This window comes from Streptomyces sp. NPDC051963 (assembly GCF_044593495.1).
Classification (GTDB): Bacteria; Actinomycetota; Actinomycetes; order Streptomycetales; family Streptomycetaceae; genus Streptomyces.
Genome location: NZ_JBIUCC010000008.1, coordinates 136,305 through 154,494 on the forward strand (window position 1 = coordinate 136,305; position 18,190 = coordinate 154,494).

At 69.4% G+C, this 18,190-nt stretch carries 16 protein-coding genes and 1 riboswitch; of the genes, 10 read left to right on the forward strand and 6 right to left on the reverse strand.

From position 1 onward, the window contains the following. Nucleotides 1–10: 10 nt before the first annotated feature. Complete coding sequence (locus ACIHFB_RS32025; RefSeq protein ID WP_365275537.1) at nucleotides 11–595, reverse strand: flavin reductase family protein; 585 nt, start codon at nucleotides 593–595, stop codon at nucleotides 11–13. Nucleotides 596–920: 325 nt separating this feature from the next. Between ACIHFB_RS32025 and cdgB the strand changes: the two genes are divergently transcribed. Further along, nucleotides 921–2,576 carry a diguanylate cyclase CdgB gene (gene cdgB / locus ACIHFB_RS32030; RefSeq protein ID WP_400128783.1) on the forward strand — a complete coding sequence of 552 codons (1,656 nt, stop codon included), beginning with the start codon at nucleotides 921–923 and terminating at the stop codon, nucleotides 2,574–2,576. A gap of 119 nt (nucleotides 2,577–2,695) precedes the next feature. Further along, entirely contained in the window at nucleotides 2,696–3,661 is a 966-nt protein-coding gene (locus ACIHFB_RS32035; protein WP_400128784.1) for a carbohydrate-binding protein, read from the forward strand. A 3-nt stretch (nucleotides 3,662–3,664) separates the two neighbouring features. On the opposite strand, the gene ACIHFB_RS32040 is transcribed toward ACIHFB_RS32035, so the two are convergent. The 3 genes from ACIHFB_RS32040 to ACIHFB_RS32050 all read right to left on the reverse strand — a co-directional run bounded on the left by ACIHFB_RS32040 (nucleotide 3,665) and on the right by ACIHFB_RS32050 (nucleotide 6,922). Next, a complete protein-coding gene (locus ACIHFB_RS32040) occupies nucleotides 3,665–4,594 on the reverse strand; it encodes a 1-phosphofructokinase family hexose kinase (RefSeq protein ID WP_400128785.1) in 930 nt (309 codons plus the stop codon). Between the two features lie 142 nt (nucleotides 4,595–4,736). Next, the gene (gene nagA, locus ACIHFB_RS32045; protein ID WP_400128786.1) at nucleotides 4,737–5,978 is read right to left on the reverse strand and encodes an N-acetylglucosamine-6-phosphate deacetylase; all 1,242 of its coding nucleotides are present in this window, start codon (nucleotides 5,976–5,978) and stop codon (nucleotides 4,737–4,739) included. Next, on the reverse strand, nucleotides 5,978–6,922 hold the full coding sequence (locus ACIHFB_RS32050; RefSeq protein ID WP_400128787.1) for an ROK family protein: 945 nt from the start codon (nucleotides 6,920–6,922) through the stop codon (nucleotides 5,978–5,980). The genes nagA and ACIHFB_RS32050 overlap by 1 nt, the downstream gene beginning before the upstream one ends. A gap of 157 nt (nucleotides 6,923–7,079) precedes the next feature. Between ACIHFB_RS32050 and ACIHFB_RS32055 the strand changes: the two genes are divergently transcribed. From ACIHFB_RS32055 to otsB, 3 genes are all read left to right on the forward strand, one after another. Beyond that, nucleotides 7,080–8,297, forward strand: a complete 1,218-nt coding sequence (locus ACIHFB_RS32055; RefSeq protein WP_400128964.1) for an extracellular solute-binding protein — start codon at nucleotides 7,080–7,082, stop codon at nucleotides 8,295–8,297. A gap of 49 nt (nucleotides 8,298–8,346) precedes the next feature. Further along, entirely contained in the window at nucleotides 8,347–8,574 is a 228-nt protein-coding gene (locus tag ACIHFB_RS32060; protein ID WP_365275553.1) for a DUF3263 domain-containing protein, read from the forward strand. A 115-nt stretch (nucleotides 8,575–8,689) separates the two neighbouring features. Then, complete coding sequence (gene otsB, locus ACIHFB_RS32065; protein WP_400128788.1) at nucleotides 8,690–9,538, forward strand: trehalose-phosphatase; 849 nt, start codon at nucleotides 8,690–8,692, stop codon at nucleotides 9,536–9,538. Here otsB and ACIHFB_RS32070 read toward each other — a convergent pair. Together ACIHFB_RS32070 and ACIHFB_RS32075 are read right to left on the reverse strand one after the other, a co-directional pair. Beyond that, nucleotides 9,506–10,924 (reverse strand): trehalose-6-phosphate synthase, encoded by a 1,419-nt coding sequence (locus ACIHFB_RS32070; protein ID WP_400128789.1) that lies wholly within the window; start codon nucleotides 10,922–10,924, stop codon nucleotides 9,506–9,508. The genes otsB and ACIHFB_RS32070 overlap by 33 nt on opposite strands. Nucleotides 10,925–11,010: 86 nt before the next feature. Further along, a complete protein-coding gene (locus ACIHFB_RS32075; RefSeq protein ID WP_365275562.1) occupies nucleotides 11,011–11,955 on the reverse strand; it encodes a glucosyl-3-phosphoglycerate synthase in 945 nt (314 codons plus the stop codon). Between the two features lie 170 nt (nucleotides 11,956–12,125). Continuing rightward, a riboswitch (SAM riboswitch) is annotated at nucleotides 12,126–12,283 on the forward strand. Nucleotides 12,284–12,301: 18 nt separating this feature from the next. On the opposite strand from ACIHFB_RS32075, the gene thrC reads away from it, so the two are divergent. The 5 genes from thrC (at nucleotide 12,302) to ACIHFB_RS32100 (ending at nucleotide 18,180) form a co-directional block, all read left to right on the forward strand. After that, entirely contained in the window at nucleotides 12,302–13,585 is a 1,284-nt protein-coding gene (thrC, locus tag ACIHFB_RS32080) for a threonine synthase (protein ID WP_400128790.1), read from the forward strand. A 94-nt stretch (nucleotides 13,586–13,679) separates the two neighbouring features. Further along, nucleotides 13,680–13,955, forward strand: a complete 276-nt coding sequence (locus ACIHFB_RS32085) for a MoaD/ThiS family protein (RefSeq protein ID WP_365275567.1) — start codon at nucleotides 13,680–13,682, stop codon at nucleotides 13,953–13,955. Between the two features lie 408 nt (nucleotides 13,956–14,363). After that, a complete protein-coding gene (locus ACIHFB_RS32090; RefSeq protein ID WP_019057200.1) occupies nucleotides 14,364–14,570 on the forward strand; it encodes a cold-shock protein in 207 nt (68 codons plus the stop codon). A 312-nt stretch (nucleotides 14,571–14,882) separates the two neighbouring features. Then, nucleotides 14,883–16,505, forward strand: a complete 1,623-nt coding sequence (gene groL / locus ACIHFB_RS32095) for a chaperonin GroEL (protein WP_365275570.1) — start codon at nucleotides 14,883–14,885, stop codon at nucleotides 16,503–16,505. A 199-nt stretch (nucleotides 16,506–16,704) separates the two neighbouring features. Beyond that, nucleotides 16,705–18,180 carry an MFS transporter gene (locus tag ACIHFB_RS32100; RefSeq protein WP_365275573.1) on the forward strand — a complete coding sequence of 492 codons (1,476 nt, stop codon included), beginning with the start codon at nucleotides 16,705–16,707 and terminating at the stop codon, nucleotides 18,178–18,180. Nucleotides 18,181–18,190 lie beyond the last annotated feature (10 nt).

An 18,190-nucleotide genomic window follows, 5' to 3' on the forward strand; every position in this document is an offset into this window, starting at 1 on the left:
GAATTCACGCTCACCCCAACTGCCGGTACCGGCCCCGGAAATACGCGAGTGGGCCGCCGTCCGCGCTCGGTACGGCGGCCGTCAGTACGCGGCCGATCACCAGGGTGTGGTCCCCGGCGGGCACGCGCTGTTCCGTGCGGCACTCCAGGGTGGCGAGGGCGCCGCGCACGAGGGGGGCGCCGGTCGCCTCGCCGCGGGCGTACGGGATGTCTTCGAAGAGCAGCCGGTCGCTGATGCGGCCCTTCATGGCGAAGCGGCCGGCGATGTGGCGCTGACTCTCGGAGAGGACCGAGACCGCCCACAGGGGCTGTTCGGCGAGCAGGTCGTCCATGCGGGAGCCGTCGCGCAGGCTGACCAGGACCAGAGGCGGGTCGAGGGACACCGACATGAAGGCCGTCGCCGTCATGCCGACGTCCTCGACCTTCGGCGACGCGGGGTCGTCCGGGTCGAGCGGGGGCTCCTGTGCGGTCACCAGGACCACGCCCGCGGCAAGCCGGGACATGGCTGCGCGGAACTCGTCGTTGCTCACCCCCTCAGCATGCCCGGCGAGGGACGCGGGGGCGGTCGGGGTCGTGGCAGGGGGAGTGTTCAGCACGCGGAAACGCTAATCTTCGGCGCGCGTACGGCGCATCGGGCGTCGGTCCGAGCCTGGTCCTAGGACCAGAGTCGCAATCGCCTCCGCATTCTCCACAGACGTACAAAGTTTGCGTTCAGTAAGCGCACAGGAAAAACGCAGAAACACCGCTCAATTGTTCATGTTTCGCTGTGACTTGAGTCACAGGAGCCATTAATTGTTGACCCTGTGTACCGAGTGAGCAGCGCGCTGTGATTCAGTGTCGGGAAGATACAAGGGCACTACTGATCAAGAAGCGCCGATGAGAACCCTTGATTCGCTGCGAGGTCTCGGGGGGAGGGCGAGCATGGAGACCGAGTCGGAGCCGTACGTTCGTCTTGCGACTCTGCGACAGCTGCATCAGGTCATGGCGGACATGAACACGGCCCGCAGCCTTGCGGACACGTTGCAGACCGTCGCCGACGGCGTCGTGACCGGCCTCGGCTATGAGCTGGCATGCGTCAACCTCGTCCGGCCGGACGGCGATCTGGTCGTGGCCGCCTTCGCCGGCAACCCGGCCGCAGAGGCGCTCATCACCGGCCGTGTCGGTTCCCGCGAGTCCTGGGAACGCCGGCTGAGCATGGGCGAGCAGTGGGGCGACCTGGTCTTCATCCCGCACACCGAGGGCTGGGTCCTCGATGACGACGACGTACCGCAGTGGTACACCGACGGGCCCGCGCCCCGCTTCGACGACGAGTGGCACCCCTCGGACCGGCTCTTCGCGCCGATGTGCACGCCCGGCGTGCAGGGCGGCGCATGCGGTGAACTGATCGGCGTGCTCTCCGTGGACCGGCCGCGCAACGGCCGTCTGCCCGGCGCCTGGGGCCGCGAGGCCTTGCAGATGTACGCCTTCCAGGCAGCCATCGCGATCAGCAACGCACGTCTACGCGCGAATATGCAGCGGGCATTGGTCAGGCTCGAACGCGAGCAGCAGGCCCTGCGGGCGAGCGAGGAAAGCTTCCGGCAGGCCTTCGAGTACGCCCCCTCCGGCATGGCCATAGCCGAGATGGGCGGTGACCAGCACGGCCGGATACTCAGGACCAACGACGCGTTGTGCCGGCTCCTGGGCCGCCCCGCCTCCGCGATGCGCCGCTACTCCTTCTCCGACCTCGTCCACCCCGAGGACATCGGCACACTGCTGCGGACCTCGGCGGAGGGCGGGCGCGCGGAGCTGCGGCTGGGCCGCCGGGACGGCACATACGTCTGGGCCTCCCTCCGTAACTCCGTCGTCGCCGACGCCGCCGACGGCCCCCGCTTCCTCCTCACCCACGTCGAGGAGATCGAGGACCGCAAGCGCCGCGAGCTCCAGCTCGCCCACCGTGCCTCCCACGACTCCCTCACCGGCCTGCCGAACTCGGCCGAACTGCGCACCCGGCTCTCCTCGCGCCTCTGCCAGCGCCCCACCCACCCCGGCGCCCTCGAACCGGTGGACGCGGCGTTCGGCCATCCCGCCTTCGACACCAACGGCCATGGATTCGACTACCGGCCCGGCGGCATCGAGGTGTACGACGCCTACGACCACCACGTCCACACCGTCGCCCCCGAGGGCGAGCAGGACGACGGCACCAAGGGGCTCGCGGTGCTCTTCTGCGACCTCGACGGCTTCAAGTCGATCAACGACCGGTTCGGGCACAACGCGGGCGACGCCGTGCTCATCGAGGTCGCCCGGCGGCTCAGCCGCGGAGTGCGCGACGGTGACACGGTCGCCCGGCTCGGCGGCGACGAGTTCGTCGTCCTCGCCGACGGCCTCGGCCGCGCCGACGCGGCGGACCTCGCGGCCCGGCTGCGCACCGAGATCATCCAGCCGATCCGGGTCGACGGCCGCGGTATGCGGGTCGGCGCCAGCTTCGGTATCGGGTGGGCACACTGCGGCATGACTGCGGACGAAGTATTGAAGTCCGCTGACGAGCGGATGTACGTCGAGAAACGATCGCGTCCCAAACAGCACAGACGTGCGGGATGATCGCAGGTCAGTGAGCTGATGCGACCGGAGTCACCCGTTTGGGCCTCACGGAGCGGGTAGGCTCGCCATTCTGACCCCATGCACTGCATCCGCACCGCACCTGTTGAGGAGACCAAGGGATGACGCCCGGCAACAACGGCGCGAGCACGCCCGAGGACGACGACCCGTTCGGCTATCTCTACGCCGACGGCCAGGCCAACGGCGCCCAGCCGCCCTCCGGCGGCTACGGCTACCCCGGCTCCGTCAACAGAGTGCGCTCGGTCGGCCAGCGCCAGTACGGCCAGCAGGCCGCGACGCCCACCGCACCCACCGCGCAGTACGGCCAGACCGTGCCGCAGCAGCAGGGCGCGTACGGCCAGCCCACCGCCCACTATGCCGCGCCGGAGACCTTCCCCGGCAGCGGCGGTCCCAGCGCCCCGCAGCAGACGTCGTACAGCGACAGCGGCGGCGGCCGGGGGCGCGGTCCGAACACCAAGGGTCTGCTGATCGGTGCGGTCGCCGTGGTGGCCGCGGTGGTCATCGGGATCAGTGTGGCGATGCTGGGCGGCGACGGCGAGAACGACGGCTCGGACAAGGTGGTCGATTCGACCCCGACGACCTCGCAGAGCGCCAAGCCGAGCGAGTCGGCCGGAGACGGCGGCGACAGCGCGGCGAGCCTGCCGCCGATCGATGCGAAGGCGCTGCGGCTGGGCGGCACCGCCGCACTGGCCTCGGATGTCGAGGGCGCCCAGTCGGACGGCGGCGTCTACGTCGGCAACCTCAACCAAGTCGGCAACTCGGTGACCTGGACGGTCAACGGGATCCCCAAGGACGGCGCCTACACGCTCTTCGCGGGCTACAGCGCGGCCGGCGAGGACCAGTCGATGACGCTCACCGTCAACGGCACTGAGTTCGGCAGCAAGTTCGGCCTGAAGAACTACGCGAAGGCCGCCGACGGCGACTTCGCCAAGGGTTGGACGACGTCCTACACGTACCCCACCCTCACCAAGGGCACCAACACGATCTCGCTCTCCTGCCAGGACGGCGACAAGTGCAACGTCCTGCTGGACCAGCTGTGGCTGAAGGCAGGCCAGGTCACGAGCTAGGCCCTAGGCCGCGCTGACCTCCCCCGTCACCGCCACCCGCCCCACCAACTCCTCGTACGCGTCCCGGTCGAACTCACCCGCCACCGGCGCCAGTACCGTCGCCGCCGACAGGGCGACCGCGCGGGCCAGCCGGTCCGGCCATGGCAGGTGTTCCACCAAGCCCGAGAGCAGTCCCGCGACCGCCGAGTCGCCGGCGCCGGTCGGGTTGCCGTGGACGGGGGTGGGCGGTGCCGCGCGCCAGCGGCCCTCGGGGGTGACCGCGAGCAGGCCGGCGGGGCCGAGTGAGGCGATGACCGCGTGGGCGCCGCGCCTGCGGGCGTCCTGTGTGGCGCGCAACGGCTCGTGGGAGCCGGTGAGTTCGGCCAGTTCGTCGGCGTTGGGCTTGATCAGGTCGGGACGGGCGGCGACGCCGCGGCGCAGTGGCTCGCCGCTGGTGTCGAGCAGCACCGGGACGCCCGCGGCCCGTGCGTCCCGTATCAGTCCGGCGTACGCGCCCACCGGCACGCCCGGCGGCAGGCTGCCGCACAGGGCGACCGCGGTCACGGACGGGAGCAGATCCTCGTATGCCTCCTGGAAGGCGGACCACTCGGCGGGTGTGATGACCGGGCCGGGTTCGTTGAGCTGGGTCGTGTCGCCGGTCTTCTCGTCTACGACCGCTATGGTCCGGCGAGTTGGGCCGGTGACCGGAACCAGCGCGTCCACCACGCCCGGTACGGCGGTGAGTCGGTCCTGCACGACCCGGCCCGTCGGGCCGCCCGTGAAGCCGGTGACCGTCACCTCGTGGCCGAGGGCGGCGAGGATGCGGGCCACGTTCAGGCCTTTGCCGCCGGGGCGTTCGGTCACCTCGGTCACCCGGTGCGAGGTGTGGGGCCGTAGCGCCCTTACGCGGTAGGTGATGTCGAGAGCGGTGTTCAGCGTGACGGTGAGGATCACCCGGGCCGACCTCCCCCGAAGAAGGATGGTGAATGCGCTTGCTGTCCGTGCTGTCTGTCCGTCCGGATGACCGATCATGCCAAAAGAGACGGTGGCCGGCCCAGTGCAGGGTCGGCCACCGTCTCGCTGACTGCCGGACGGATCAGTCCAGTTGGGGACTCATCACCCATTCGCCCCGGCGCATGACGCCCTTCAGCGTGAAGTCCCGGTCGAGGATCACCAGGTCCGCGTACTTGCCGGGCTCCAGGGAGCCGATCGTGTCGTACATCCCCAGCAGCTTGGCCGGGTTGGCGGACAGGGCCGCGACGGTGTCCTCGACCGGGAGGCGGTCGACCGTCACCGCGCGCTTGAAGGCGCGGTCCAGGGTGAGGGTGGAGCCCGCGATCGAGCCGCCCTCCACCAGACGGGCGACGCCCTCGCTGACCTCGACCTCCAGCGGGCCGAGCATGTAGCGGCCGTCGCCGAAACCGGCCGCGTCCATCGCGTCGGTGATGAACGCCACGCGGTTCGCTCCCGCGTGGTGGAAGGCGAGTTGGAGGGAGGCGGGGTGGAGGTGGGTGCCGTCGTTGATCAGCTCGACCGTGATGCGGTCGTCCTCCAGAAGCGCGGCGATCGGGCCCGGCGACCTGTGTCCCAGCGTCGGCATCGCGTTGAAGAGGTGGGTCGCGACCGTGGCGCCCGCCTCGATCGCCTCCACCGTCTGCTCGTACGTCGCGTCCGTGTGGCCGATCGCCGCGATGACGCCGTGCTCGGCGAGGAGCCGTACGGAGTCGATGCCGCCCGGGAGTTCGGTGGCGAGCGTGACCATCTTCGCCCTGCCGCGCGCCGCGTCGATCAGTTTGCGGACCTCCGCGGGGTCGGGGTCGCGCAGCAGTTTCTCCGAGTGCGCGCCCTTGCGGCACGGTGAGATGAACGGGCCCTCGAAGTGGATCCCGGCGATGTCGCCCTGTTCGGCGAGTTCGCTGAGCAGGCCCGCCCGTTGGACCAGGAAGTCCATGTCGCCGGTGACGGTCGACGCGACGAGGGTGGTCGTGCCGTGGAGGCGGTGGGTGTGGATGCCGGTGACCACGTCGTCCGGCGTGCCTGAAGTGAACGAGGCGCCGCCGCCGCCGTGGTTGTGGATGTCCACGAATCCTGGGAGGAGCCAGTGGTTGGCTACGTCGATGACCTGGGCCTTCTCCGGGGCTGAACGGGCGATTCGGGCGCCCTCCACGATCACTTGACCACCGTCGACGATTCCCGTGGGGAGAACTACGCGGGCACCTGTGAGGACCGAGACGTCGTGTGGCGTCTGCGGGTGCGTGGGGGCTTGTCGCGCAGTTCCCCGCGCCCCTTTCGGGGCGCTGTCCTGAGCCGGGGTTTCGCGGCTTGGGTCGGCGGCCATCAGGTCGTTACCTCCGTGCGGTCGGTTGTGTCGAGGAGATCCCAGGCCAGCAGGCCGGCACCGAGGCAGCCGGCCGTGTCCCCGAGGGCCGCGGGGACGATCGTCGGCAGCTTTTGGAACGTCACGCGTTCGCGCACCGCGTCCCGCAGTGGTGTGAACAACGTTTCTCCTGCTTCGGCCAGTCCGCCACCGATGATGAGCGTGCGGGGGTCCAGCAGGGTGAGGGCGGTGATCAGGCCGTCGGCCAGGGCGGAGACGGCCTGCTGCCAGATCGTCAGGGCCGTGGGGTCGCCGGAGGCCACTGCCTTGGCGCAGTCCGCCGCGTCCGCGTCCGGGTTGCCGGAGGCCTTGGCCCAGGCCTCGCTCACCGCCGCCGCCGACGCGTAGCGCTCCAGACAGCCGCGCTGGCCGCAGGGGCAGGGGGTGCCGGCGGGGCGTACGACGATATGGCCGATCTCGCCGGCGAAGCCGTGTGCGCCCGACTCCACCCGGCCCTCGATGCCGATCGCGCCCGCTATGCCGGTGCCGAGGGGCACGAAGAGGAAGCGGTCGGCGCCCTGGCCCGCGCCGATGCGGCCCTCGGCGAGGCCGCCGGTGCGGACGTCGTGGCCGAGGGCGACGGGGACGCCGCCGATCTTCGCGGTGAGCAGGTCGCGCAGCGGTACGTCGCGCCAGCCGAGGTTGGCCGAGTAGGACGCGATGCCTCGCGCCTCGTCGACTATGCCGGGCACGGCGACGCCGGCCGCGGCCGCGGGCTCGCCGAAGCTCTGTTCGCCGTGGGCCCGTAGCTCCGCGGCGAAGTCGAGGATGCTCTCGACGACGGCGTCGGGTCCGCGGTCGCGGCCGGTCGCGCGGCGGGCCCGGTGCAGCAACTCGCCCTTCGCCCCTACCAGGGCGGCCTTCATCCCGGTGCCGCCCACGTCGAGGGCGATGACATGTCTCACGGGGGACAGTGTGGCCCGTGGACCCGGAAGAGGTCTAGTCCACTTACGTGGTGTAGACCTTATGGCTGAGTTTCGAAAGTTTTCGCGATGGTGGGGCAGGAGAGCAGTGCGGCGGCGTAAGAGGACAGGGGCGATCGCGGTGGTGTCCGCTCTGGGCATGACGGCGGTGCTCGGCGGCTGCGGCCTGGGCAGTGATTCGGAGGACGTCACCCTGAAGCTGGTCGCCGCCGACTACGGCGACAGCGCGGCCAACAGCTCCGAGAAGTACTGGGGCAAGCTGGTCGAGGAGTACGAGGCCGAGCACCCCGGCGTGCGGATCGACGTCAGCGTCTACTCCTGGAACGACGTCGACCGCAAGGTCAAGGAGCTGGTCGACGCCGGCAAGGCGCCGGACATGGCCCAGATCGGCGCGTACGCCGACTACGCGGACAAGAACCTGCTCTACCGCGCCGACGACCTGCTCTCCATCACCACCCAGGCCGGCTTCGCCTCGCAGCTCGCCAAGGCGGGGCAGGTGAACGGGGTGCAGTACGGCATGCCCTTCGCCGCCTCCACCCGGCTGCTCTTCTACAACAAGACCCTCTTCAAGGACGCCGGCCTCACCCCGCCGGCCACCTGGGACGAGCTCGCCGCGGACGCCGCGGCGCTGAAGGCGGACGGCGTGAAGTACCCGTACGCCCTGCCGCTGGGCTCGGAGGAGGCGCAGGCCGAGACCATGCAGTGGCTGCTCAGCGGGGGTGGCGGCTACACCGACGGCTACGGCATCTACGGCATCGACTCGCCGGAGAACGTCGACACCTTCACCTGGCTCAAGGACGAACTGGTCGGCAAGGGCCTGACCGGGCCCGTCGCGCCGGGCGAGCTGAACCGCGCCGACGCCTTCGCCGCGTTCGCGAAGGGGGACGTCGGCATGCTCAACGGGCACCCCTCGCTGATGAAGATGGCCGCGAAGAAGGGCGTCGACTACGGCATGGTGCCGATGCCCGGCGTCGACGGTGAGAGCGAGGCCACGATGGGCGTCGCCGACTGGATGACGGCGTTCAAGGAGAACGGGCATGCGGAGGAGGTCGGCGACTTCCTCGACTTCGTGTACGCCGAGAAGAACGTGCTGGACTTCTCGCGCGAGTACGACCTGCTGCCGGTCACGACGGCCGCGTCCGCGACGATGTCGGAGGCCGAGCAGGACGCCGATCTCAAGCCGTTCCTGGACGAGTTGCCGCTTTCCGAGCTGTACCCGGTCGGCAAGACCTCCTGGGCCGAGGTCAGCGCGGCCGTCAAGAAGCGGATCGGCCAGGCCGTGTCCTCCGCCGGCAATCCCTCGGCGGTGCTGTCCCAGCTCCAGGCGACGGCCGCGTCGGCGGCGAACGCGGAGTAGCTCCGCGTGCCCGCGCCCACTGTCGGTGCCGGGGGATAGCGTGCGGGGCATGGAGCAGCTGGGCCGCAGGGAGCAGGACATCCTCGCGCTCGAACGCCGGGGGTTTCCGGGGCCGGGCGCGAAGGAGCGGGCGATCCGGGAGGAGCTGGGGTTGGCGCCGGTGCGGTATTTCCAGCTGCTGAACGCTTTGCTGGACGACCCGAGGGCACTGGCCCACGACCCGGTGACGGTGAACAGGTTGCGAAGGGTGCGGGACGCTCGGCGCGGTGAGCGGTGAGGGTCCGTTGGGGCGGCAGGTTGTGTGTCGGCTGCGGGCCGGTGGGGGCTTGTCGCGCAGTTCCCCGCGCCCCTGTCGGGGCGCTGCGGTCGGCCTCTCTCGATAAGGTCGCCCTATGGGCAGCCCCGTGGATTCGAACCCCGACCCCTTGCCGATCCCCGTCACCCAGTCCGGCCGTGCCGGGCTCGCCGCCATTCTCGACCGGCCCGGTGCGGCGCTGATTGCGCTTGACTTCGATGGGACGCTTGCGCCGATCGTGGCGGATCCGGAGAAGGCGCGGGCGCATTCGGAGGCGGTGCCGGTGTTGGCGGCGCTCGCCCCGAAGGTGGCCGCTGTTGCGGTGATCACCGGGCGGCCTGCCGGTGTCGCCGTTCGGAACGGGGGCTTCTCCGGGGTTCCTGGGCTGGAGCGTCTTGTCGTCCTCGGGCACTACGGTGCCGAGCGCTGGGATGCCGCCACCGACACCGTCACCGCGCCGCCCGCGCACCCCGGTGTCGCCGCGGTGCGCGAGGAGCTGCCGGGGCTGCTGGACGGGACCAATGCCTGGGTCGAGGAGAAGGGGGGCCGGGCGGTTGCCGTGCACACGCGGCGGGCCACCGATCCGCAGGCCACCTTCGAGGCCCTTCGGGAGCCTCTCGCCGAGCTCGCCGCCGGCCATGGCCTGATCGTCGAGCCCGGCCGGCTGGTCCTCGAACTCCGGCCGCCCGGTATGGACAAGGGCGTGGCGCTCACCGACTTCGCCCGCGAGATCGCCGCCGAGTCCGTGCTCTACGCCGGCGACGACCTCGGCGACCTCCCCGCCTACGCCGCCGTCGACAAGCTCCGCTCGGACGGCACCCCGGGTCTGCTCGTGTGCAGCGGCAGCGACGAGGTGACCGAGCTGAGGGAACGGGCGGATCTGGTGGTGGACGGTCCGGCAGGGGTCGTACGGCTACTGGCGGGGCTGGCGGCCCACATCGGGTAGGGCACCCAGCTGGTCCAGGAACCACTGAGCCGGGGGCAGTGAAGTCGCCGCGGCCGCAAGGCGTTTCGTCCGCTCGCCCCGCTCCCCGACCGGCATGGTCAGCGCCTCGTACAACGCCTCGGCCGTGCCCGTCACGTCGTAAGGGTTCACGACGATCGCGTCCTCGCCCAGCTCCTCGTACGCCCCCGCCTCACGGGACAGCACCAGCACACACCCCTCGTCGGAGACGACCGGCACCTCCTTGGCGACCAGGTTCATGCCGTCCCGGATCGGGTTGACCAGCGCGACGTCAGCGAGCCGGTACGCCGCCAGCGACCGGGCGAAGTCGTCCTTGACGTGCAGTACCACCGGCGTCCAACCCGGCGTTCCGTACGCGGAGTTGATCTCGTCGGCCAGCTGTTGGACCTCCGCCGTGTACTCCCGGTACACGGCGAGATCCTGCCGCGACGGATACGCGAACGCGACATGCACGACCCGCTCCCGCAGCTCGTGGTGGTCGTCGAGCAGCTGCTGGTAGGCAAGCAGCCCGCGGACGATGTTCTTCGACAGCTCGGTGCGGTCGACCCGGACGATCGTCCTGCGGCCCTCGCCGATCTCCGCCCGCAGTGCGGCCATGCGCTCCTCGACGTCCGCCTGGTGCGAGCGGACCCGCAGGAAGTCGGCGTCGGCGCCCAGCCCGTGCACACCGACCCGGGTGTCGCCGAGCCCGCCGGCGACGGCATCGGCGCACGCGGTGAACGCGTCCGCCCAGCGCCGGGTGAGGAAGCCCAGCCGGTCCGCGCCGAGCATCCCGCGCAGCACCTGCTCGGCGATGTCGTCGGGCAGCATGCGGAAGTAGTCGACCGGCGCCCACGGGGTGTGCGAGAAGTGGCCGATGCGCAGGTCGGGGCGGAGCTCGCGGAGCATCCCGGGCACCAGCGTCAGGTGATAGTCCTGCACCAGCACCGCCGCCCCGGCCCCCGCCTCCTCGGCCAGCGCCTCGGCGAACGCGCGGTTGTAGCGGACGTACGACTCCCACTGCCGCCGGAACTCCGCGTCGAACACCGGCTCCAGGGGCGTCTGGTACAGCATGTGGTGCACGAACCACAGCACGGAGTTGGCGATTCCGTTGTACGCGTCCGAGTGGACGTCGGCCGGAATGTCCAGCATCCGTACACCGGGCTCGCCGACTCCGCGCCGTACCGCCTCGCGGTCGCCGTCGCCCAGGGCCGAGCAGACCCACAGGGCGCCGACGTCCGGCCCGATCGCCGAGAGACCGGACACCAGCCCGCCGCCGCCGCGCTTGGCGTGCAGCGAGCCGTCCGGGTCGTCTGGGCGCACCTCGTACGACACCGGTCCGCGATTGGAGGCGACCAGTACCTGCGCAGCACCGAAGGTTGCAGCCATACGCCTCAACCTAGCCCAGGTCAGAACCGCTCAAACGTACGGCTCAGCCGTATACAACCGGCGGAGTCCGTTACTCCACGCTACGGTCAGGCGGCTTTGCGTGACTGGTACTCGGCGATTTCCGCCATCGGCGGCCGCTCCTCCGTGTCCACGGAGTAGGTCCGCGGCTCGAAACCGTCCTCGCCCCGCTCGAACTGCGTGAGGGAGGGGCGGATCAGATGGCCGCGGGCCAGCCGGAGCTGGGCCGTGCGGTAGATCGCGGCCGACATCCGGCCCAGGGCCTGGCCGTCCTGGTGCCGGTGCTTGCGCACGCCGACGTCGACCTGGGCGAGGGCGTCCAGGCCCACCAGGTGCAGCGCGTCGACCAGCATGCCCAGCTCCACGCCGTAGCCGACGGGGAACGGCAGCTGTTCCAGCAGGGAGCGACGGGCCGCGTACTCGCCGCCGAGGGGTTGCACGAAGCCCGCCAGTTGCGGCCAGTGCATGTTCAGCAGCGGGCGGGCCATGAGTTCGGTGACCCGGCCGCCCTGGCCTGCGGCGCCGCCGAGCGGACGGTCGTACATCCCCTTGACGAGGTCGACCTCCGGATCCGTCAGCAGCGGGCCGACGATGCCCGAGACGAAGTCCGACTTGAACTCCCGCAGATCCGCGTCGATGAAGCAGACGATGTCGCCGCTGGTGACGAGGAGCGAGCGCCACAGGACCTCGCCCTTGCCGGGGACGGCCGGAATGCCGGGCAGGATGTCGTCGCGGTGGACGACCCGGGCGCCCGCGGCGGCGGCCACCTCGGAGGTGCGGTCGGTCGATCCCGAGTCGACGACGACGATCTCGTCGACGAGCGGGACCTGGTGCATGAGGTCATGACGGATCACGGCGACGATGTCGCCGACCGTCTCCTCCTCGTTGAGCGCGGGCAGCACGACACTGACGGTCTGGTGCGTGGCGCGTTTCGCGGCGAGGATCTTGTGGAGCGGGCGATCGGTGACAGACCAGGAGCGAGTGCTCAGCCAGCGGTCAACTTCTTCCAGCACAGTAAGCGGCTCCTCACTGTCGTGGATCACCACTTATGGGCGTGTGATCCATCTCGCGGTTCGGACGACTATCTCAACTGTCCTGGCCTTCGGTTACAGTCTTGAACAACGCTGATGACCATCGCATGTCGGGGGTCGTCGGCGACCACAACCGCATAACAACCGCATACAGCTCATCCAGAGGGGCAGAGGGATACGGCCCGTTGAAGCCCCGGCAACCCTCCAGTCGGTACTCGTAGATCAGTGTTGATCGTTCTCCGCGAGGCTCCCGACTAGGGAAGGTGCCAAATCCGTCTCACGGCGAAGTGCGTCGTGAGGAAGATGAGGAGAAAGGGCCTCGCCTCACATGGCTGCGCAGACAGTTGCAAGCACCACGAACTCCGTAGACCTCGGACCCGCCGCGGCTCTCTCGTGCCGTGAATGCGGTCACCGAGTACCCCTCGGTCCGGTCTTCGCCTGCGAGGAGTGTTTCGGCCCGCTCGAGATCGCCTACGACTACTCGGCCTACGACACCGAGGAGCTCCGCAAGCGCATCGAGGCGGGACCCGCGAACATCTGGCGGTACGCACCGCTGCTGCCCGTCCCCGCGGACGTGGCCGACAAGCCCAACATCAACCCGGGCTGGACCAAGCTCGTCAAGGCCGACAACCTGGCGCGCGAACTGGGTGTCGACGCCGGCAAGCTGTTCGTGAAGGACGACTCCGGCAACCCGACGCACTCCTTCAAGGACCGCGTCGTGGCCCAGGCCATCGAGGCCGCCCGCGCCTTCGGCTTCACCACCCTCTCCTGCTCCTCCACCGGCAACCTCGCCGGTGCCGTGGGTGCCGCCGCCGCCCGCGCCGGCTTCCGCTCCTGCGTCTTCATCCCGCACGACCTGGAGCAGGGCAAGGTCGTCATGGCCGCGGTCTACGGCGGCGAGCTCGTCGGCATCGAGGGCAACTACGACGACGTGAACCGTTTCTGCTCCGAGCTGATCGGCGACCCCGCCGGCGAGGGCTGGGGCTTCGTCAACGTCAACCTGCGGCCGTACTACGCGGAAGGGTCCAAGACCCTGGCGTACGAGATCTGCGAGCAGCTCGGCTGGCAGCTCCCGGACCAGCTCGTCATCCCCATCGCGTCCGGCTCGCAGCTCACGAAGGTCGACAAGGGGCTCCAGGAGCTGATCAAGCTCGGACTGGTCGAGGACAAGCCGTACAAGATCTTCGGCGCGCAGGCCGAGGGCTGCTCGCCGGTGTCCGTCGCCTTCAAGGGCGGCCACGACGTCGTCCGGCCGCAGAAGCCGAACACGATCGCCAAGTCGCTGGCGATCGGCAACCCTGCCGACGGTCCGTATGTCCTGGACATCGCGCGTCGCACCGGTGGTGCGGTGGAGGATGTGACGGACGAGCAGGTCGTCGATGCGATTCGGCTGCTCGCCCGGACTGAGGGCATCTTCGCGGAGACCGCGGGCGGTGTGACGGTGGGCGTCACGAAGAAGCTCATCGAGGACGGTGTCCTTGACCCGACCCTCACGACCGTCGTCCTCAACACCGGTGACGGCCTCAAGACGCTGGACGCGGTGGCCGGCACGGGGCTTACGGCGACCATTCGACCCAACCTGGACTCGTTCCGGGATGCGGGTCTCGGCTGAGTCCGAACAATCGATTTCGTCTGCGGGCCGGTGGGGCTGGTCGCGCAGTTCCCCGCGCCCCTGAAGGGGCGCTGTACTGACCGGAGGTCACATCGTGAGCGTTAACGTCCGCATCCCTACCATCCTGCGCACCTACACCGGCGGTGCGGCCGAGGTCTCCGCTGAGGGGGCGACCCTCGGTGATGTCATCTCCGACCTGGAGAAGAACCACACCGGCATCGCGGCCCGCATCCTCGACGACCAGGGCAAGCTGCGCCGCTTCGTCAACGTGTACGTCAATGACGACGACGTCCGTTTCGAGCAGGGGCTTCAGACGGCGACGCCGGACGGGGTGGGTGTCTCGATCATTCCGGCGGTCGCGGGCGGCTGACTCACGCATTGTTCATCGAATGGCCCCCTCCGTGAGAGAAGCGGAGGGGGCCATTCTCTATGGTTGAGCACGGTACAGTTGGGGAACTGCCCGCGCCTTTCATGCCGGGCGCATATGAGTTCCGCCCGCACGGCCGACAAGAAGTAGCCAAAGTACGCGGGCCTTTTGCGTCATTCGCTCCTTTTATAGGGTCCGACTTGCCCTGAATTCACACAAATTCTCCCCATTTTGCCGACCGGTCGTGCCCAGAATTCTCGTCCGATTGACCTGTTGCAGACGGCAGTTGGACAGATACATTCAGCCGCGGTCGACGCGTTCCGGCGCACGCCCCCAACCGTGGGGGGTGAGGTCTGACCCGGGTCCGCGAAGTGCGGATCTGTGCAAGGGCCAGTAATAGGGGAGTTAGGCATGGCTCAGGGCACCGTCAAGTGGTTCAACGCGGAGAAGGGGTACGGCTTCATCGCGGTCGACGGTGGTGCGGATGTATTCGTCCACTACAGCGCGATTCAGATGGACGGCTACCGCACCCTGGAAGAGGGTCAGCGAGTCGATTTCGAGATCTCGCAGGGCCAGAAGGGGCCGCAGGCGGACATGGTCCGGCTGGCGACCAGCTGAAGCACGCGCCGACTGACTGCAGCGACGTTCTTCTTCGGAGGGCTCGTTTCCCATGGGGAGTCATGGGTTGCGAGCCCTCCGGCATGTCCGGACCCCTTGGCCCGCCTGAGGATCATCGAAGGCCGCTTGCACTCGGCATGGGCGAGTGCTAATCATTGGCGTTAGCACTCTGAAGGTGAGAGTGACAACGAGGACCGGGTCGGTGAGGCCCGCAGGCCGGGTGGGGCAAGGAACCACAGGCAGGCGAGCCGTCCGTCGCGGGCGCCAGCGCGGTCCGGAGCAATCCACCCCAGTCCGGGAGGACCACTTCACATGGCCAAGATCATCGCGTTCGACGAGGAGGCACGGCGCGGCCTCGAGCGCGGCATGAACCAGCTCGCGGACGCCGTGAAGGTGACGCTCGGCCCCAAGGGCCGCAACGTCGTCCTCGAGAAGAAGTGGGGCGCCCCCACGATCACCAACGATGGTGTCTCCATCGCCAAGGAGATCGAGCTCGAGGACCCGTACGAGAAGATCGGCGCCGAGCTGGTCAAGGAAGTCGCCAAGAAGACGGACGACGTCGCCGGCGACGGTACGACCACGGCGACCGTGCTCGCCCAGGCCCTGGTCAAGGAGGGCCTGCGCAACGTAGCCGCCGGCGCCAACCCGATGGCCCTCAAGCGCGGTATCGAGAAGGCCGTCGAGGCCGTCTCCGGTGCCCTGCTGGAGCAGGCCAAGGACGTGGAGACCAAGGAGCAGATCGCTTCGACGGCCTCCATCTCCGCCGCCGACACCCAGATCGGCGAGCTCATCGCCGAGGCGATGGACAAGGTCGGCAAGGAAGGCGTCATCACCGTCGAGGAGTCCCAGACCTTCGGTCTGGAGCTTGAGCTCACCGAGGGTATGCGCTTCGACAAGGGCTACATCTCGGCGTACTTCGCCACCGACATGGAGCGTATGGAGGCCGTCCTCGACGACCCGTACATCCTGATCGCCAACTCCAAGATCTCCTCGGTCAAGGACCTGCTCCCGCTCCTGGAGAAGGTCATGCAGTCGGGCAAGCCGCTGCTGATCATCGCCGAGGACGTCGAGGGCGAGGCCCTGTCGACCCTGGTCGTCAACAAGATCCGTGGCACCTTCAAGTCCGTCGCCGTCAAGGCCCCGGGCTTCGGTGACCGCCGCAAGGCCATGCTCGGCGACATCGCCATCCTCACGGGCGGCGAGGTCATCTCCGAGGAGGTCGGCCTCAAGCTGGAGAACGCGACCCTGGACCTCCTGGGCCGCGCCCGCAAGGTCGTCATCACCAAGGACGAGACCACCATCGTCGACGGCTCCGGCTCCGCCGACCAGGTCGCCGGCCGGGTCAACCAGATCCGCGCCGAGATCGAGAACAGCGACTCGGACTACGACCGCGAGAAACTCCAGGAGCGCCTCGCCAAGCTCGCCGGCGGCGTCGCCGTCATCAAGGCGGGCGCGGCCACCGAGGTCGAGCTCAAGGAGCGCAAGCACCGCATCGAGGACGCCGTTCGCAACGCGAAGGCGGCCGTCGAGGAGGGCATCGTCGCCGGTGGTGGCGTGGCCCTGCTCCAGGCCTCCCAGGTGTTCGAGAAGCTGGAGCTCGAGGGTGACGAGGCGACCGGCGCCAACGCCGTGAAGCTCGCCCTGGAGGCCCCGCTGAAGCAGATCGCCGTCAACGGCGGTCTCGAGGGCGGCGTCGTCGTCGAGAAGGTGCGCAACCTGGCCGTCGGCCACGGTCTGAACGCCGCGACCGGCGAATACGTCGACATGATCGCCGAGGGCATCATCGACCCGGCGAAGGTCACGCGCTCTGCCCTGCAGAACGCCGCGTCCATCGCCGCGCTGTTCCTCACCACCGAGGCCGTCATCGCCGACAAGCCGGAGAAGAACGCCGCTCCGGCCGGCGGCGGCATGCCGGGCGGTGACATGGACTTCTGATCCTTCCGAGGATCGGATCCGTCCTTTCGTACCGAGGGCGGCACCACCTGCTCCAGCAGGGGGTGCCGCCCTCGGGCATGTCCGGGGCCGGGATCACGCGGCAGGGCTCGCAGGCTCGGAAATAGCCCTTGATTAAGTCAAGCAACTGACTTAAGGTTGCCTAGGTCAAGCTTACAAGCGTTCCTACGGAGGCCCAGTCATGTCCGACGCCCTTGCCCGTCCCGCCGAGGCGGCAGGATCCGCCCCGCCGAGGTCGAACGCCGTGGTGGCGGTGCTGGCCTTCGCCGGAATCGTCGTCGCGTTGATGCAGACCCTGGTCATCCCGATCGTCCCGGAGCTGCCGAAGCTCCTGGACGCCCCCGCGTCGGACACCGCCTGGGCCGTCACCGCGACCCTGCTCGCCGCCGCGGTGGCGACGCCGGTCGTCGGCCGGCTCGGTGACATGTTCGGCAAGCGGCGCATGCTGCTGATCAGCCTCGTGATGCTGATCGTGGGCTCGGTGGTCTGTGCGCTCAGCGACTCCCTGATCCTGATGATCCTCGGCCGTGTCCTTCAGGGCCTCGCGTCCGGTGTGATCCCGCTGGGCATCAGCATCATGCGGGACGAACTCCCGGCCGAGCGGCTCGGCTCCGCCACCGCCATGATGAGCGCCTCCCTCGGTGTCGGCGGCGCCCTCGGTCTGCCCACCGCCGCGCTCATCGCCGACAACTTCGACTGGCACGTCCTGTTCTGGGCCTCGGCCGCGATGGGCGTCGTCGCTCTCGCCCTGGTGCCGGCCTTCGTACCGGAGTCGAAGGTGCGCACCGGAGGCCGCTTCGACCTGGTCGGAGGCATCGGCATGGCGGTGGGCCTGGTGTGTCTGCTGCTGGGCATCTCCAAGGGTGCGGACTGGGGCTGGGCGAGCGGCACCACGATCGGTCTGTTCGTGGCGTCCGTCGTCGTCCTGCTGGCCTGGGGCTGGTGGGAGCTGCGCACCGAGCAGCCGCTGGTCGACCTGCGCACCACCGCCCGCCGTCAGGTCCTCGTCACCAACCTCGCCTCGATCGCCGTCGGTTTCGCGATGTTCGCGATGTCCCTGGTCCTGCCGCAGCTGCTCCAGCTGCCCGCGGCGACCGGGTACGGCATGGGCAAGTCGATGCTCGTCGCGGGTCTGGTCATGGCGCCGTCCGGCCTGGTCATGATGGCGACGGCCCCCGTCTCCGCCGCGGTCTCCCGGGCCCGTGGCCCCAAGGTCACGCTGATGATCGGCGCCCTGATCGTGGCCGCCGGCTATCTCCTCAACATCGTGCTGATGTCCGAGGTCTGGCACTTCGTCCTGGTGTCCTGTGTCATCGGCGCCGGTATCGGCTTCACCTACGGCTCGATGCCCGCGCTCATCATGGGCGCCGTGCCCGCGTCGGAGACGGCCGCCGCGAACAGCCTCAACACCCTGATGCGGTCCATCGGCACGTCGTCGGCGAGCGCCATCGCCGGTGTGATCCTGGCCCAGATGACCACGGACTTCGGCGGCTACGCCCTTCCGTCGCAGAACGGCTTCAAGGTCGTCCTCGCCGTCGGCGCCGGGGCGGCGCTGCTGGCCTTCGCGGTCGCGTCGCTGATTCCGCGTCAGCGGCCGGCGCAGGTGGGGGCGCCGCATGCGGCCTCGGAGCCGGCGGGGGCGGCGGCGAAGTCGTAGTCACGGTCGT

Coding starts and splice junctions, on each gene's coding strand:
- nagA (WP_400128786.1), bottom strand. CDS start 5,978: ATGGCCGCCGACCCAAGCCGCGAAACCCCGGCTCAGGACAGCGCCCCG.
- ACIHFB_RS32035 (WP_400128784.1), top strand. CDS start 2,696: ATGACGCCCGGCAACAACGGCGCGAGCACGCCCGAGGACGACGACCCG.
- otsB (WP_400128788.1), top strand. CDS start 8,690: ATGGGCAGCCCCGTGGATTCGAACCCCGACCCCTTGCCGATCCCCGTC.
- ACIHFB_RS32070 (WP_400128789.1), bottom strand. CDS start 10,924: ATGGCTGCAACCTTCGGTGCTGCGCAGGTACTGGTCGCCTCCAATCGC.
- ACIHFB_RS32055 (WP_400128964.1), top strand. CDS start 7,080: ATGACGGCGGTGCTCGGCGGCTGCGGCCTGGGCAGTGATTCGGAGGAC.
- groL (WP_365275570.1), top strand. CDS start 14,883: ATGGCCAAGATCATCGCGTTCGACGAGGAGGCACGGCGCGGCCTCGAG.
- ACIHFB_RS32100 (WP_365275573.1), top strand. CDS start 16,705: ATGTCCGACGCCCTTGCCCGTCCCGCCGAGGCGGCAGGATCCGCCCCG.
- ACIHFB_RS32060 (WP_365275553.1), top strand. CDS start 8,347: ATGGAGCAGCTGGGCCGCAGGGAGCAGGACATCCTCGCGCTCGAACGC.
- thrC (WP_400128790.1), top strand. CDS start 12,302: ATGGCTGCGCAGACAGTTGCAAGCACCACGAACTCCGTAGACCTCGGA.
- ACIHFB_RS32090 (WP_019057200.1), top strand. CDS start 14,364: ATGGCTCAGGGCACCGTCAAGTGGTTCAACGCGGAGAAGGGGTACGGC.
- cdgB (WP_400128783.1), top strand. CDS start 921: ATGGAGACCGAGTCGGAGCCGTACGTTCGTCTTGCGACTCTGCGACAG.